At 68.3% G+C, this 15,121-nt stretch carries 14 protein-coding genes; 7 read left to right on the forward strand and 7 right to left on the reverse strand.

What is annotated here, in order from left to right; genetic code table 11:
- Window positions 1-48: 48 nt before the first annotated feature.
- Window positions 49-1,704 (forward strand): cyclic nucleotide-binding domain-containing protein, encoded by a 1,656-nt coding sequence (locus AC5Y5V_RS02335; RefSeq protein WP_499930973.1) that lies wholly within the window; start codon window positions 49-51, stop codon window positions 1,702-1,704.
- A gap of 6 nt (window positions 1,705-1,710) precedes the next feature.
- Here the strand turns inward: AC5Y5V_RS02335 and AC5Y5V_RS02340 are convergent, their stop codons facing one another.
- Both AC5Y5V_RS02340 and AC5Y5V_RS02345 read right to left on the reverse strand, forming a co-directional pair.
- Window positions 1,711-2,796, reverse strand: a complete 1,086-nt coding sequence (locus AC5Y5V_RS02340; RefSeq protein ID WP_499930974.1) for an anhydro-N-acetylmuramic acid kinase — start codon at window positions 2,794-2,796, stop codon at window positions 1,711-1,713.
- 13 nt (window positions 2,797-2,809) lie between these two features.
- Window positions 2,810-3,631: a mycofactocin-coupled SDR family oxidoreductase gene (locus tag AC5Y5V_RS02345; RefSeq protein WP_499930975.1), complete on the reverse strand. Its 822-nt coding sequence runs from the start codon at window positions 3,629-3,631 to the stop codon at window positions 2,810-2,812.
- Window positions 3,632-3,704: 73 nt separating this feature from the next.
- On the opposite strand from AC5Y5V_RS02345, the gene AC5Y5V_RS02350 reads away from it, so the two are divergent.
- A complete protein-coding gene (locus AC5Y5V_RS02350) occupies window positions 3,705-4,175 on the forward strand; it encodes an SRPBCC family protein (protein WP_499930976.1) in 471 nt (156 codons plus the stop codon).
- Between the two features lies 1 nt (window position 4,176).
- Here AC5Y5V_RS02350 and AC5Y5V_RS02355 read toward each other — a convergent pair whose 3' ends face one another.
- Window positions 4,177-4,731: a pyridoxamine 5'-phosphate oxidase family protein gene (locus AC5Y5V_RS02355; RefSeq protein WP_499930977.1), complete on the reverse strand. Its 555-nt coding sequence runs from the start codon at window positions 4,729-4,731 to the stop codon at window positions 4,177-4,179.
- 134 nt (window positions 4,732-4,865) lie between these two features.
- Here AC5Y5V_RS02355 and AC5Y5V_RS02360 point away from each other — a divergent pair, with 134 nt between their 5' ends.
- Window positions 4,866-5,480, forward strand: a complete 615-nt coding sequence (locus AC5Y5V_RS02360; RefSeq protein WP_499931099.1) for a TetR/AcrR family transcriptional regulator — start codon at window positions 4,866-4,868, stop codon at window positions 5,478-5,480.
- Between the two features lie 290 nt (window positions 5,481-5,770).
- On the opposite strand, the gene AC5Y5V_RS02365 is transcribed toward AC5Y5V_RS02360, so the two are convergent.
- Together AC5Y5V_RS02365 and AC5Y5V_RS02370 are read right to left on the reverse strand one after the other, a co-directional pair.
- Entirely contained in the window at window positions 5,771-6,748 is a 978-nt protein-coding gene (locus AC5Y5V_RS02365; RefSeq protein WP_499930978.1) for an LLM class flavin-dependent oxidoreductase, read from the reverse strand.
- The gene (locus AC5Y5V_RS02370) at window positions 6,745-7,380 is read right to left on the reverse strand and encodes a TetR/AcrR family transcriptional regulator (RefSeq protein ID WP_499930979.1); all 636 of its coding nucleotides are present in this window, start codon (window positions 7,378-7,380) and stop codon (window positions 6,745-6,747) included. The genes AC5Y5V_RS02365 and AC5Y5V_RS02370 overlap by 4 nt, the downstream gene beginning before the upstream one ends.
- A 110-nt stretch (window positions 7,381-7,490) precedes the next feature.
- Here AC5Y5V_RS02370 and AC5Y5V_RS02375 point away from each other — a divergent pair, with 110 nt between their 5' ends.
- Genes AC5Y5V_RS02375 through AC5Y5V_RS02385 form a run of 3 tightly spaced genes read left to right on the forward strand, consistent with a single transcriptional unit; the run spans window position 7,491 to window position 11,447 of the window.
- The gene (locus tag AC5Y5V_RS02375) at window positions 7,491-8,114 is read left to right on the forward strand and encodes a TetR/AcrR family transcriptional regulator (protein ID WP_499930980.1); all 624 of its coding nucleotides are present in this window, start codon (window positions 7,491-7,493) and stop codon (window positions 8,112-8,114) included.
- Window positions 8,115-8,166: 52 nt separating this feature from the next.
- Window positions 8,167-9,948 carry a flavin-containing monooxygenase gene (locus AC5Y5V_RS02380; protein ID WP_499930981.1) on the forward strand — a complete coding sequence of 594 codons (1,782 nt, stop codon included), beginning with the start codon at window positions 8,167-8,169 and terminating at the stop codon, window positions 9,946-9,948.
- Between the two features lie 11 nt (window positions 9,949-9,959).
- Window positions 9,960-11,447, forward strand: a complete 1,488-nt coding sequence (locus AC5Y5V_RS02385) for a flavin-containing monooxygenase (RefSeq protein WP_499931100.1) — start codon at window positions 9,960-9,962, stop codon at window positions 11,445-11,447.
- 80 nt (window positions 11,448-11,527) lie between these two features.
- Here the strand turns inward: AC5Y5V_RS02385 and AC5Y5V_RS02390 are convergent, their stop codons facing one another.
- Together AC5Y5V_RS02390 and AC5Y5V_RS02395 are read right to left on the reverse strand one after the other, a co-directional pair.
- A complete protein-coding gene (locus AC5Y5V_RS02390; RefSeq protein WP_499930982.1) occupies window positions 11,528-12,250 on the reverse strand; it encodes a hypothetical protein in 723 nt (240 codons plus the stop codon).
- Complete coding sequence (locus AC5Y5V_RS02395; RefSeq protein WP_499930983.1) at window positions 12,247-13,062, reverse strand: hypothetical protein; 816 nt, start codon at window positions 13,060-13,062, stop codon at window positions 12,247-12,249. The genes AC5Y5V_RS02390 and AC5Y5V_RS02395 overlap by 4 nt, the downstream gene beginning before the upstream one ends.
- A 435-nt stretch (window positions 13,063-13,497) precedes the next feature.
- Here AC5Y5V_RS02395 and AC5Y5V_RS02400 point away from each other — a divergent pair, with 435 nt between their 5' ends.
- Complete coding sequence (locus tag AC5Y5V_RS02400) at window positions 13,498-15,108, forward strand: PE domain-containing protein (protein WP_499930984.1); 1,611 nt, start codon at window positions 13,498-13,500, stop codon at window positions 15,106-15,108.
- The last annotated feature ends 13 nt before the right edge of the window (window positions 15,109-15,121 follow it).

Here is a 15,121-nt window from a genome sequence, read left to right on the forward strand (position 1 = left end):
TCGGAACGGTGCGTCGGAATCGGACGCCGTTCAAGCTATCCTGGGCCGATGGCCGAGGGGCCGACACGGACAGGCCGGTGGGCCGCGTGTCGCAATGCGTTGTCCAACGCGAATATCGCGCGTGCAGAAGCATCGATCGCGGCAGGCGTCATCTCGCAGGTGGCCTGGCTCTCGACGATGTTGGTCGTCACGTTCGATCGACTGGGCCCGGTAGGTCCGGGCTGGTTCATCGTCATTCGGCAAATTGCCGGTGCAGCGAGCGCTCCCGTCTACGCCGCGATGGCGGGCCGATTCCGGCGCGAGCGCGTCCTGGCCTGCACCATCGTCGTTCGTGGAGTCGCAGTGGCGCTTGTCATTCCGCTGCTGGAACTTCGATCGGCCAACGCGCTGCTGTTCCTGCTGATTGCCGTCGAAGGGTTGACGCAGTCGGCCCCCAAGGCCCTGCACGACGCGCTGCTCCCGTGGCTGGCCGACTCGCCGGCGCAGTTGGTGGCGGCGAATGCGATCACCTCTCTGCTGGAGACGGCCGGGGTGTTGGTGGGTGCGGGTGTGGCCGCGGTGGCCCTCGGATTCTCCGGGCCGTCCGCCGCGCTGACCACCATCGCGATACTTTGCGCATTCGGAGCTTGGCCGCTCTTCGCTATCCGCGGGATAGATACCCGCATCGCCGACGGCGGTTCCCGGGTCGTCCGCGAACTGGCTGGCGGATTCGGTGTGCTGCGGAAGTTGCCGGGCGCTCGGGTGGTGGTCGTCGTCATGGCGGTCTCGGCTGCCCTGGTCGGCGTCGAGGAAGGCATGGTTACCAGCATCGCAAGCGATCTCCTGCACATGGGTGCGGCGGGAACACCGGTGCTGATCGGCGCCGTCGGGGTGGGCGGGCTGGTCGGGGGCCTCGCCAGCCTGTCGCTCGGTCGGGGCTCGATATCGCGGCCGTTCATCGTCGGTCTGCTCGGTTGCGCGCTGGCGTTGTTCGCGCTGGCGGCGACCTCGGCGCGTGCCGTTGCCCTGCCCCTGCTGAGCGTGTCCGGCATCGGCATCACCTACCAGTTGGTGTGCGGCCGGACGCTGTTGCAGAGGAGCGCCTCAGCGCGATCGCTCGATCTGCTGGTGGGGATCAACGCCGTGATCGCGGTGACCGTCACGGGGGTGTCCGGTCTGTGCGCCGCACAGCTCAACGCTGCGATCGGCGTCCGCGGGACGCTGCGGGCAGCCGCAGGCTTGGCGGTGCTGGGTGCGCTGTTCGCCCTGTGGCGGCTGACGCGCGTCGATCGCCAATCGGCCGTGGATCGCGAAGAATTCAACGCCATCAAGAACGTGGAAGCGTTCAGAGCGCTGTCGGTGGCGGCCGCCAATCAGCTTGCCGCAGCTCTCGCCGTTCAGCAGGTCTCCGACGGTGATGTCGTCATCCGGCAAGGTGAGTCGGGAGAGGACATGTTCCTCATCGACTCGGGTGTCTTCGACGCCACTGTCGACGGCCGGCGGGTGCGAACGATGCAGCAGGGCGACTACTTCGGCGAGATCTCCCTGCTGTTCGACTCGCCGCGCACGGCGACCGTTCGGTGCGTGCGCGCAGGCATGCTCTGGCGCCTGCGCCGCCAGGATTTCCTGAGGGCCGTCACGGGAAACTCGACCACCAAGCAAGCGATCAGTGCCATCGCCGAGCAGCGTCTCTCCGACAACGCCGAGATCGACTTCCCGGTTTGAGCGGCCCTACGCCGTCGGCAGGCGCAGGCCGGTCGGCGCGCCGTGCGGCGGCGGCAGCGCGAGCGGCGCGTTGCCTGGACAGATGCGTCCCAGCACGTACGGCCCGGTGAGCAGCGGCACCTGATGCCAGGTCAGGAAGCCGATCAACGCCATCAGGTAGGCCTCCTTGGCCTGCGCGGGCAGGCCGTGCTCGTCGCTGATGGTGAGCGGGAGGCGCCGCCGCAGCGCCGTGAGCAGCGCTGGGTTGCGAACGCCGCCCCCGGACGCGACGACCTCGACGGGAGCGTACGGCGCGAGCGCCTGCGCGACGGTGATCGCGGTCAGCTCCGTCAGCGTTGCGAGCAGGTCTTCGGTGGCGACATCCGGCAGATCGCCGAGCCGAAAGTGTTCGCGGCCGGTCGATTTCGGCGGCTCTAGCGCGTAATAGGGGTCATCGAGCAGGCGTTGCAGTAGCGCCGCGTCCGGCGTACCGCGGCCGGCGAGCCCGCCGTCCTGGTCGCTGGATCGGCCGGTCAAGCGGCGCGCGGCCTCGTCGAGCAGGCAGTTCGCCGGGCCGGTGTCGAAGGCGAGCGGCGGCCGGCCGGCGCGGACGATCGTCACGTTCGCGATCCCGCCGAGGTTGAGCGCCGCGCGCGTGTGCCCGCCCCGCAGCCAGAGGTCGTCGAGGATCCCGGCGAGCGGGGCGCCGTGGCCGCCGGCCGCGACGTCGCGCGCGCGGACGTCGGAGACGACGGGCAGGCCGGTCGCTTCGACGATCCACGCGGGCTGTCCGAGTTGCAGCGTGCCCTTCGCCTCGCCACCCTGCACCCAGTGGTAGACCGTCTGGCCGTGGCTGACGACGAGGTCAGCGGGCAGCAGCTCGGCGGCGAGCGCGGCCGACGCCTGCCCGATCAGCTGATCGAGCCGGCACAGCTCGCCCGCCGTCGTCGGGCCGAGTGCGCCATGCAGCCGCCCGCGGACCTCCTCCGGCCACGGCCGCTCGATATGGCTGAGCGGCGCCATCGCGACCACGTCGCCGTCCCACTCGAACTCCGCCACCGCCGCGTCCAGGCCATCCATCGACGTCCCCGACATCAAGCCGACTACCCTCATGTCCGGGTGCGCATCAGACGTAGCCGATTCCGATATCTACCGAGATCTGGGTTGCGGTAACGAATTTGGATTGGTCCGACGCCAGCCACGCGACGGCGTCCGCGATGTCTTCCGGTTGGGCGATGCCTTCGGGCAGTAGCGGCTTGTTCAGGTCGGCCAGGTGTGGATAGCTGTCGGCGGCCGACTGCATCGCTTCGCGCATCCGGCCGGTGCCCATCGGGGTGGAGACGGCGCCGGGGTTGAGGCTGTTGACCCGGATGTTGTGCCGACCCAGTTCGGCGGCGAACGCGCGGGCCATCCCGACGACGGCGTGTTTGCTTGCGGTGTAGTGGATCATGAACGACTGCATCTTGATGCCGGCCGCCGAGCCGATCAGAATGATCGACCCGCCGCGCCCGCCGTCGATGATGTGACGAGCGCCGGCCATGACGGTGTTCCAGGTGCCGACGACGTTCGTGTCGATCGTGTCGCGGAACGCTTCGGGGGTGATCTGGTCCCACGGGGCGGGACTGCAGATTCCGGCGTTGGCGACGATGACGTCGAGCCGGCCCAGCTCACGCACCGCGTCGTCGACGGCCGCGTTGAGCGCGTCGAAGTCTCGGACGTCGACCGCCGCGGTGCTGACCCGTCTTCCGTTGGCACACACCAGGCGCGCCGTCTCCGCGAGGTCGTCCGGAGTCGGCGAATCGTAGGGAACGCTGGCCGGAAGTGGCCCGGCAAGATCGAGCGCAATCACGTCGGCGCCGTCGGCGCTCAGCCGCACCGCATGGGCCCGGCCCTGCCCCCGCGCGGCGCCGGTGATCAGCGCGACCCTGCCGGCGAGTGGTTGATTCATGATTTTTCGGGTTCCCTTCTGGCGACAGGCGAAGCGTAGCGTCGGGTTGACGCCGCCGGACGAGAGGAGAGTCATGACTGTCAACGTTGTCGACGCGGGGCCCCGCCGGGTGTCTCGATCGGTCGAGGTGGCTGCGCCGGCCGCCGAGCTGTTTGCAGTGGCCGCCGACCCCCGGCGGCACAGCGAACTGGACGGCTCGGGGACGGTACGCGACAACATCGAGGCACCGGCGAAACTTGAAGAGGGGTCCAAGTTTTCAACGAAAATGAAGATGTTCGGCCTGCCGTACCGGATCACCAGCACCGTCACCGCGCTGGAGCCGGACAAGCTAGTGGAATGGCGCCACCCGTTGGGTCATCGCTGGCGCTGGGAGTTCGAGTCGCTCGGACCCACGTCGACCCGGGTGACCGAAACGTTCGACTATCACGACGCCGGTGCGCTGAAGAACACACTGAAGTATTACGAGCTGCTGGGTTTCGCAAAGGCCAACGCGTCGGGTATCGAGGCGACGCTGGCGAAGCTGCGCGACCGCTACCCCGCGTAGCTCAGGACGGGTCGACGGCGTCCCACGGGACGACCCCGCCCACCCAGTGGCTGAGCTCTTGCACCTGGTCGTTGCGGTGCAGGTGGCGCGGCGGCGTGGCGAACGTGGAGTACGGGCGACACCGGAGCACGATCCGGTTCTCCCGCTCGCACATCGCTTCCACGGCGGGCCGCGCGTCGGCGTCGAGCGGTTGCCCAGACATCCGGCCGGCGACGGCCATCATCACGTCGACGGCCAGGGAACGGTCCGCATCGATGGTCGCGTCGGCGTAGACCTGCAGATAGGTGAACGGCCAGCGTTCGTCGAGCACACACAGGCCGACCTTCCCGTCGCGTTCGACGATGCGGGCCTTGCCGCGGCCGGCCATGGTGGACACCAGCAGTTCGTCGTCGTCGGTGGGGATGTAGTAGACGATCGACATGGCTGGGCCGTCCTTGCGGCGGCGGTAGCCGTACACGGCGGTGCGATGGGTGCGCACGAATTGGCGCCGCTCCGACGGCAGCATGTCGCGGTCGGTGGGTGCCGTGAACGGTTCGGGAGCGAGGGGTAGCAGCATGGCGGAATGTCCTTGATATCACGGGGATTGACTCGGTTGGATATTTATGGATACAGTGTGTCCATAAATAGTGAGGATGTCAAGTGAGCGTCGACCCGCCGTCCAGCCGTTCCCGCGGGCGCCCGGCCCTGCCGGTGGACCGGATCGTCGCCGCGGCCCTCGAACTCGTCGACGAGCAAGGCGGCGACGCGCTGTCGATGCGGGCGCTGGCCCAGCGGCTGGGATCGGGCACCGCCACGCTGTACCGCCACTTCGCCGGGCGCTCGGAGCTCGTGGCGATGGTGGTGGACCGCATGATCGGTGAGGCGCACGTGGGCGCGGTCGCGGGACTACCGTGGCAGCAGGCGTGTACATCGTTCGCGCAGAGCATGTTCGACGCACTATCCCGCCACGCCAACGTCGCGTCCCTGTTGATCGGACATGTCCCGATGGGGCCGAATGCCCTGGCGCAGCGCGAGGCCATTCTTTCGGTGTTGCTCGACAACGGCTTTGCGCCGGCGGTCGCCGCCCAGGCCTACGCGACCCTGTCTCGGTATGTGCTGGGCTTCGCCATCCAGGCGTCCGGGTCGCTGGGCGACGGTCCGGCGGATGCCGAACTGTCTTTGCGGTTTCATTCGCTTGACGTGCAGCGCTATCCGGCCACGGTCGCCGTCGCCGACCACCTGCCGGTTCCGTTGCGGGACGAGTTCGCCTTCGGGCTGCGGCTCGTGGTCGCCGGGCTGGCGGGAGTGGACGCCGGTGGCGGGTGATGAAGGAAAAATGCACGGACTGGTCGGAATCTCGCCACACGCGTCACAGCGGTACCTCGCCGGGGGGTGCGGGATGTTCTGGAATGCGCTGGCACTGGCGCTATCACACCGCCCGCACGCCGCAGCCCAACCGGAACATGGCCAGGGTCCTCGCACCGTGCTATCGCGGGCGCTAGCGCAATTCAAAAGAACTCATGCCCTGCGCCGAGGTGCGAAAGTTACACCTGGGACTCGCTCCCGCTGCATCAACGACACCACATAGAGCACCGGACGCGCGGCCGCCGCCGCCGTCAGACGTGTGGCAGCACCTGCTCGGTCAGCAACCGCAAGCTGGCCCAGCCGTCGTCGATCGGCAGGCCACCCATCAGGGGGTTCATCACGACTTCCTTTCTGCCGCAACGGATCTGGCCGATCAATTGCTCCGGAGTGAGGATCTCGACGTTGTCGAGTCGCCGCAACTCCTCGATCGTGGCGGCGGCGGTTTCGTTGGGCCGAGGCACACCGGCGCGTTTCCAGCCGCTGTATTCGGCCGCCTCGTTCATGATGAATTCGCCGTGCCGTGCCCAGGCTTCGTCGGGGTCGGGGTGCAGCAGGGTGACCTTGCTACCGCTTTCAGGGCTGTAGACGAAGCCCGTCGTACCGTGCCTGGCCAATTCCTGTTCGTAGAGGGCGGCCAGTTCAGGCATGGCCATCGGTGGCGAGAACGGCAGGCCGAAGCGGGCCGCCCGTCGGGCCGCCGCGGGCGTCATACCGCCCACGAAGAGGATGGGGTGCGGCCGCGTGAACGGTTTGGGCGTGACGTTGATGATCGCGCCGTCGTACTCGAAGGGCTGGTCGCCCCATGCCTTGAGCAACATCGCGAGGCACTGATCCAGCAGCGCGCCGCGCCGCGACCAGTCCTTGCCCGCGGCGTGGTATTCCTGCGGGCGGTAGCCCATCCCGGCCACAAAGCTGAACCGCCCCTGGGCGAGGTTGTCCAGCACGGCGATGTCCTCGGCGAGCCGAATCGGATCGTAGAGAGGGACGATGAGGGCGTTGACGCTCAGCCGCGCCCGTCGGGTCCGTCCGGCGAGGGCGGCGGCCAGGATCAGCGGTGACGGCAGCCAACCCGTCGCTGCCAGATGATGTTCCTCGCCGCTGATCGCGGTGAAGCCGTGGGCATCGGCGTATTCGGCCATGTCCAGCGCGGCCCGGTAGCGGTCGCCGTGACGTGCCGTCGGATCGGCGATGTTGGTCATGTTCAGCCGCAGCGCGGTGAGCAGACTCATGCCGGGTTAGACCGCGTGAACAGCGTTCCCCTGATCATTCGCTTGGCCGAGTCCAGTGTGGCGTCGTAGGCCTGGGGCGACAGACTCGCCGCCCGCTCCGACAGTCCGCGCGTCAGCACGCAGATGGCTTCCACCGCGGCGTTCACGGTCGTGTCGGCGCAGAGCACTCCCCGCGCCCGGGCGGATTCGACGATCTCGGTGACGACATCCCGCAGCGCCCTGGACCCCGGGTAGTTCAGGCCGCCGCGGCGAATCTCGGCCGCGCGCTCGGCCCGCACGGCCCGCAGGAACGCGGCGAGGTAGGGAAAGTCGCGGATCAGCAGCTTCGACTCGTCGAGCACCGCGTCGAGTTGGTCGACGACGTGGTCGAACTGCGCCGCGGCGGCGCGCAACCGCGGGAGGACGATTTCCTCGATCTCCTCGGCGGTCGCCTTGAGCAGTTCGGACTTGTTCGGAAAGTAGTGGTAGAGGCTGCCGCTGGTCATGTCGGCCGCCTTGGCGATCTCCCGGATCGACGCTTGTGCCGACCCCACCTCTGCCACGCAACGCATGGCGGCGAGGATGATCCGGCGGCGGGTTCGCTCACCGCTGGCGCCAACCGGCCGGCCGAGATGCGAGGATGCGACGGTCACGCCGTACACCTCCGCGGACGACGAAAGTAAATGATCAGTCGAATATATTCGACCATGTCGCCTCCCGTGTCCAACGGGTGGACACACGGACCAGTGAGGACACGATCACGATGACCCGGACGCAGCTGGGCCGACCCGTCGGCGCCAGCGGCGAGGAGACCCGCCAGCGGATCATCCTCGCCACCATGCGGTGTGTGGCCAAGGTGGGCTACGCGCGCGCAACGATCCGCGAGATCGCGCGCATGGCTGATGTGACCAGCGCCAGCCTCTACAACTACTTTCCGAACAAATCCGAACTGATCAAGGCCACGATCGCGGCTCGGGCCGACGCCGCGATGCCACGGCTGCGCAGGGTGGCGCAAGGCCCCGGCGACGCCGCCGACCGGATCGGCGCGGTCCTTGACGAGTGCGGCCGGCTGATCGGGGAGTATCCGGACCTGGCCGCTTTCGAGTGGGCGATCCGGGCGGAGCGCGACATCGCCGCCGAAGCGGAGCCGGGCCACTCGCGGCGCGGCGCCGGATTCGACACGTTCCGCGAGATCATCGAGAACGTCGTCGCGGATGCGGAGCAGCGCGGACAGCTCGGTGACGAGCCTGATCCGCGGGGCGCCGTCGAGGCCCTCTATGCCCTGATCTTCGGCCTGACCGAGCTGGCGGCGACGTTGCCGCCGGACGATTTCCAGGCCGCGATCGGTTCGGCCAAGGAACTGGTGAGGGGCACGCTGTTCGCCTAGGGCGGGCCGCGGCTCTTGATATGATCAAGCGATTATTTATAGAGTCTACGGCGTGACGTTCGACGTCGATGCGTTGCGCCAGAAGTACGCCGAGGAGCGGGCGCGACGACTGCGCCCCGACGGCATCGGCCAGTACGTCGAGATCGCCGGCGACTTCGGCAGGTTCGCCGAGGATCCCTGGGCCGACGACGATTTCACCCGCGAGCCGCTGGCCGACGAAGTCGACGTGGCGATCATCGGGGCGGGCTTCGGTGGGCTGCTGACCGGCGTGCGGCTGCGTCAGCTCGGCGTCGACAGCGTGCGGCTGATCGATCGCGCCGCCGACGTGGGCGGCACCTGGTACTGGAACCGCTACCCCGGGATTGCCTGCGACGTCGAGTCGTACGTGTACATACCGCTGCTGGAAGAACTCGGCTACATGCCGACAGAAAAGTACGCCAAGGGCGCCGAGATCCTTGCCCATTGCCGTCGCATCGCCGAACACTACGACCTGTACCGTGATGCGTGCCTGCACACCGATGTGCATGAGATCCGCTGGGACGCGGCGGCTTCCCGCTGGATCATCCGAACCAACCGCGGCGACGAGATGCGGGCCAAGTTCGTATCCATGGCCAACGGTTACCAGGCCAAGCCGAAGCTGCCCGGCATCCCGGGTATCAACGACTTTCACGGCCACACGTTCCACACCAGCCGCTGGGACTACCGGTACACCGGCGCCGAACTGCAGAACCTCGCGGACAAGCGCGTCGGCATCATCGGCACGGGAGCGACCGCCGTCCAGTGCGTACCCCACCTGGGCGCCGCGGCCCGGCAGCTCTACGTCTTCCAGCGCACGCCGTCTTCGGTCGACGTGCGCGCCAACGGGCCCACGGATACCCAGTGGGCCAACACGTTACGGCCCGGCTGGCAGAGCGAACGGATCCAGAACTTCCAGATCCTCACTGCCGGCGGACAGGCGGAGCAGGACCTGGTCGCCGACGCCTGGACCAGCATCACCCGCAAGCTGCCCGTCATGCGCCACGACACCGACGGCTCGGTGGACCCCGCGCAGCGCGGTCGCGACATCGAGCTGGCGGACTTCGCCAAGATGGAGGAGATCCGCGCCCGCGTCGACGGGATAGTCAGCGACCGCGCGACGGCCGAGGCGCTCAAGCCCTGGTACGGCTACTTCTGTAAACGGCCGTGTTTCCACGACGACTACTTGCAGACCTTCAACCGCGCCAACGTGACGCTGGTCGACACCCGCGGCCGCGGGGTGGAGCGCATCACCGAGTCCGGTGTCGTCGTCGACGGAGTGGGCTACGACCTCGACTGTCTCATTTTTGCAACGGGTTTCGAGGTCGGCACCGACTACTGCCGGCGCACGGGCTTCGAGCTGATCGGCCGCGACGGTGTGACTCTGACCGAACAGTGGCGCGACGGCGTCCGCACCTTTCAGGGGCTGTGTGCGCACGGGTTTCCCAACTGCTTCATCGAAAGCATCGCGCAGGCGGGCCTGACGGTGAACTTCCCCTATCTGCTCGACGTGCAGGCGACGCACGCCGCGTGGATCATCGCGTGGGCCCTGCAACGCGGCGTCACCGAGGTCGAAGCGTCGCGGAATGCCGAATCTGGTTGGGTGGAAACGGTTCTCGCCCGATCCTCGATGACTGCCGAACGTGCCAAGACGTGCACGCCCGGTTACTACAACCGGGAGGGCAAGGCGGACAACAAGACCCGGCAGGGGAGCTTCTTCTTCGGTGGTCCCACCGAATACGCCGACATCCTGGAGAAGTGGCGCGCGGCCGGTGAACTGCAGGGCTTCGACGTCCGCGGCGGGGATGTCGTTCGGTGAAGGCGCGCTACCTGATCGGTCGGCTCAGGGCGGCAACCCGCCGCCGTCGTCCACCGACGGTGGCGATCATCGGCGCCGGCTTCGGCGGGCTCGGCACGGCGGTCGCGCTGCGCAGCGCCGGCATCGACGACCTGACGATCATCGACGGCGCGGACGGCGTCGGAGGAACCTGGCGGCGCAACACCTACCCCGGCGCGGCCTGCGACATCCAAAGCCACCTGTACTCGTTTTCGTTCGCGCCCAACAGGTCCTGGACCCGCACGTATGCTCGGCAGCCCGAGATCCTGACCTACCTCGAGTCGGTGGCCGACGAATTCGACCTGCGCCGCCACCTCATGCTGGGCACCCGGGTGCACACCGTCGCGTGGAACGCGGACACCCGCCGCTGGGACCTGCGGACCGACCGCGCCTGGCTGAGCGCGGACGTGGTCGTCTGTGCGACCGGGTTGTTCGGGTCGCTGAAATTCCCTGACATCGCGGGCCTGAGCGACTTCGGCGGCACGCTGATGCACACCGCGCAGTGGGATCACGGCGTCGACCTGACCGGCAAGAAGGTGGCGGTGATCGGCACCGGGGCCAGCGGGGTACAGGTGGTGCCCGAACTCGCGAAGATCGTCGGGGACTTGACGGTGTTTCAGCGCACCCCGCCGTGGATGGTCCCCAAGGATGACCGCCCCTATACCGCAACCGAATTGGCGAGGTTTCGCCGCGACCCGCTGGCCGCGCGACGTACCCGCTGGCAGATCTGGAAGTTACAGCACGACAACACCGCGACGATGGCCGACGACCCTGTGGTGGCGGACCGCAGCCACATCGCGACGTCGTTCCTCGAACGGACGGTGGCCGACGAGGATTTGCGCGCCGCGCTGACGCCGGACTATCCGTTCCGCTGCAAGCGGGTGCTGCTGGGCAAGGACTACTACCGAGCGCTGCAGCGCGAAAACGTCGAACTGGTCGACGATCCGATCGGCCGCATCACCGCGACGTCGGTAATCACCGCGTCGGGCCGCGTCGTGGACGTCGATGCGATCGTGCTGGCCACCGGGTTCGAAACCTCGCGCTATCTGTCGGGCATCGACGTCGTGGGGATCGACGGGCAGCGCCTGCACGACCGCTGGGGCGAGGACCCGAGCGCCTACCTGGGGGTGGCGGTCAGCGGCTTTCCGAATTTCTTCATGCTCTACGGGCCCAACACCAACCAGGGCGGGAACTCGATCGTCTACATCCTCGAGGCCGGTGCGCGGCTGGTGGCTAGCGCGGTCAGTCGGGTGGCGCGCCGCGGTGGATACCTCGACGTGCGTCCCGAGGCCGAAAAGCGGTACAACGACTTGCTTTCCGCTGACCTCGAGCGCAGCATCTGGACCCGGTGCGACAGCTACTTCCGGTCGCCGACGGGCCGCATCGTCACGCAATGGCCGTACACCGAACTGGAGTACGCGCGCCGCACCTGGCGGCTGCGGCCGCGAGACTGGTCGCTCGCCGAAGGGGGGCGCGACTGAGCCTGGCGAGCATACGCAAGAGCCCCCAAAAATGGCCTGAGACGGTGACTTTTGCGTCTGCTCGCGGGTAAGCCGTGGGGCTAACCGCGGATGCGGCGCAGCGTGTTGTCGAACATTGCGTCGAAGGCCTGCTGGTGGCCGGTGCTCGCCGAACCGCTGAGAATCAGGTCCGATACGCGAGCGTAGGAGTAGTAGTCCGTGCGCGACACCTCCGCCGGTTCGCTGCCCAGCGTGGTGGTGAGCGAGTAGCGGAACCGTTGCGGCCCGGCGTCGGGGCGCGAATCTTCGAGCACCTGCACGGTATAGCCGCCGACCGCGGCGCTGGCGAAGCGTGAGCACCGCGACACCAGGCTGATCAGCGCGTCGAACCCGGCCGGGTCGAATTCGCGGCCGACCATCAACCGCACGTCCTCGCGGTCGGACACATCCGCCGCGTCGGCGGGGTCATGCCCGGAGACCTCGGCGACCTGGAAGGCGCCGGTCGAGGCGACGCCGATCACCGGGAAGCATTCGGGCGGAGTGAAGCCCAGGCCGTCGTCGTGCACGTGATACTTGAAGTACCCGAACGTGTCTGAGACTTCGCGAGTGTCTTTGACGGTCCAGGCGACCGGGAAGTCGTTCTGCTTGGGCAGTAGTCCGGCCAGTTGCTGGTCGCTGAGCGCGGCCAGTCCCGGGGCGAGCCGCTCGGCGGCGGTGGCTGTGCGGCGGCCGTCGAGCAGGGTGGGCACCGTGATCAGCACCGCGGCGACCGCCAGCACGCAGATAGCGGCGGCAATCGGCCAGGGTCCGCGCGGGCTCCTCACAGCGCACGCAGCCTCTCCAGCGTCTGAGCCGCGGCACGCTTCACCACGTCGACGTCGGAACCCTCCATATAGATGGTGCATTCGACCAGCACGCCGCGCACCGCGTAGTACACGACGTGGTACGTCGACGACGGGTCGCGGCTGCCGAGGGTGGTAAACGTCCGGGTGACCGTGGCGGCGGCATCCGCGCCACTGGCCGCACGCGTCTCGACGTCCGTGCGGACCGTGCGCTGGTTCTTCACCCGGCCGCCGTTGTCGTAGTTGGTGACGTGGTAGGCGCCGCATCGACCAAGCCAGTCAAGGTAATTCGTGATCCGGGCGGGACCGTCGGGAACGGCCCAGATGGCCAGGCGGGAATTGGGGCCGTGCTCGTGGGTTTCCCCGGTCGCCGGACCGTCGGGTGGATCCGGTTCCTGGACGAACAGTTGCGTGTAACGGTCCACCTGGAGGTAGGCGGCCAAAGCGGCGCCGGAATGGTCCAGGAGTTTCGGCACGCTGCCGCATGCGGCCGGGGTGTAGGCCGGCGCTGGGCCCGGATGCGACGGGCTGCTCGCGACCGCGTCCGGTTTCGTGGCGCGCCGCAACGGCCCGGACAGTCCGTATCCCCAGTCGGCGGGGAAGTCGCTGCTCTTCGGTAACGCGGAGGCCAGGGCCCAGTTCGACAGCGCCGCCACATTCGTCGCCGAGTTCGAGCGGGGCGGGGCCACCAGTACGGCGCCTCCACACGCGCCGATGGCGGCGAGTGCCACGGCGCCCAGCGCTCGCGGTCCCGGCCGGCCGCGGGGGATCGGGGGCTTTCGCGTGGCCTGCACGTGCATATCGTGGCAGCGCAACGGACCGGATCGCCGCACCGACATGCGCGGTGACGCCTTTGACGGCCGTTGACGGCTGTTGACGCTGCGCTGGCTGCGCAGAAGTTCGAGTGGACACCACGCTGGGCGCAGATTCAACGCCCGGCGGGCTCGCGGTGTTGGGGGCTGTTGACTCTGCGCTGGCTGCGCAAGAGTTCGAGTAGACACCACGCTGAGCGCAGACTCAACGCGCGCGGGCGGGCTCGCGGTGTTGAGGGCCGTTGACTCTGCGCTGGCTGCGCAAGAGTTCGAGTGGACACCACGCTGAGCGCAGACTCAACGCCCGGCAACGCGCGTGGGGCCAATTCGTTCAATCGCCCGTCAGATCCAAATGGCGAAGATACTATCAACCGATTGATTATTTGACTGGCGGGGGGCCGGGGTGGAAGGACAGCGATGTCGTACCTGTTCACGGTTCCCGAATTGGTGTCGGCGGCGGCATCCGATCTCGCGGGCATCGGCGGGACGCTGAGTGAGGCCAGCGCGGCCGCGTCGGCTCCGACGACGGGCCTGCTCGCCGCCGGTGCGGACGAGGTGTCCACGGCGTTAGCGACGCTGTTCTCCGGCCATGGTCTGGCATTTCAGCAGGTCAGCGCCCAGGCCGCGGCTTTTCACGAGCGGTTCGTGCAGCTGCTGACTTCGGGCGCCGGCCTCTACGCCGACGCGGAGGCGGCAAATGCTTCGCCGCTGCAGAGCGTGGAGCAGGAGATCCTCGGGGCGATCAACGCGCCCACCAAGCTGCTGCTGGACCGCCCGCTGATCGGCAACGGCGCGGACGCCGCGGCGGGCAGTGGGCTGGCCGGCGGGGACGGCGGTCTGCTGTACGGCAACGGCGGCAAAGGCGGGTCCGGGGCGGCCGGACAGGCCGGTGGCGCCGGGGGAGACGCGGGGCTGATCGGCAACGGCGGGGCCGGCGGCAAGGGCGGGGCCGCGGTCGATGCCGCGAAGTCCGCACCCGCTGGTGGTGCCGGCGGCAAAGGCGGGCTGCTGGTCGGCAACGGCGGCGACGGCGGGCAGGGCGGGTCGGGCGCCATCCCCGGCGCCGGGGGAGCCGGTGGCTCGGGTGGGCGGTTATACGGCCACGACGGCGCTACCGGGGCGACGGGTACGCACGTCACCGGCCCGACCGATCCGGGGAATCCCGGCACCCCCTCCGGCTCCAACGCGGTCGACGCCGCAGCCGCCGGAAAGATCGTCTCGTCGAACGGCGGCACCATCACGAATAGCGCGCTCAAGGAGATCTCCGGCGTCGATGCCGGCATCAACAATCCGAATGTCGTATGGGTGCACAACGATTCCGGGGATTCGGCGCGAATTTTCGCAGTCGACGCGAAGACCGGCCAGACGCTGGCGACCTACCAACTCAAGGGCGCGACGGCAACCGACTGGGAGGACATCGAGGTCGCCAGGGGCGCCGACGGCAAGTCCTACATCTATGTGGCCGACACCGGCGACAACGGCCATGACCGCAGCAACGTCACCATCTACCGGGTCCCCGAGCCGACGGTGACGGGCACCGCGAGCAGCCCGACCAACGGCACGCTGACCGGCGTCGAAAGCATGAAACTCACCTATCCGGGTGGCGAGAAGATCAACTCCGAGGCGCTTGCCGTCGACCCGCAGACGCACAATCTGGTCGTCATCGAGAAGACCAACGGCGATGTCTCCCGGGTCTATTCGACCCCGGACAGCGGGTGGGGCACCACCAAGCAGTTGACCGAGGTAGCGACGTTGGACACGTCGCACGACGGATCGCACCTGGTCACCAGCGCCGACTTCTCACCCGACGGCTCGGAATTGGCGGTCCGGACCTACGACGACGTCCTGCTGTGGAACCGCGCTGCGGGCAGCAGCGCCTGGGCGCCGTTCAGCCAGCAGCCCGTCGTGGGACCGACGGTGCACGGGGAGTCCCAAGGCGAGGCCATCGGCTTCCATCCCGACGGCGACGGCTACGTGACCGTCAGCGAGGGATCGAACCAGACGCTGCACAACTTCGACGCGCCCTGACCTATCGGGGTGG

Source organism: Mycobacterium sp. NGS68 (assembly GCF_059812195.1).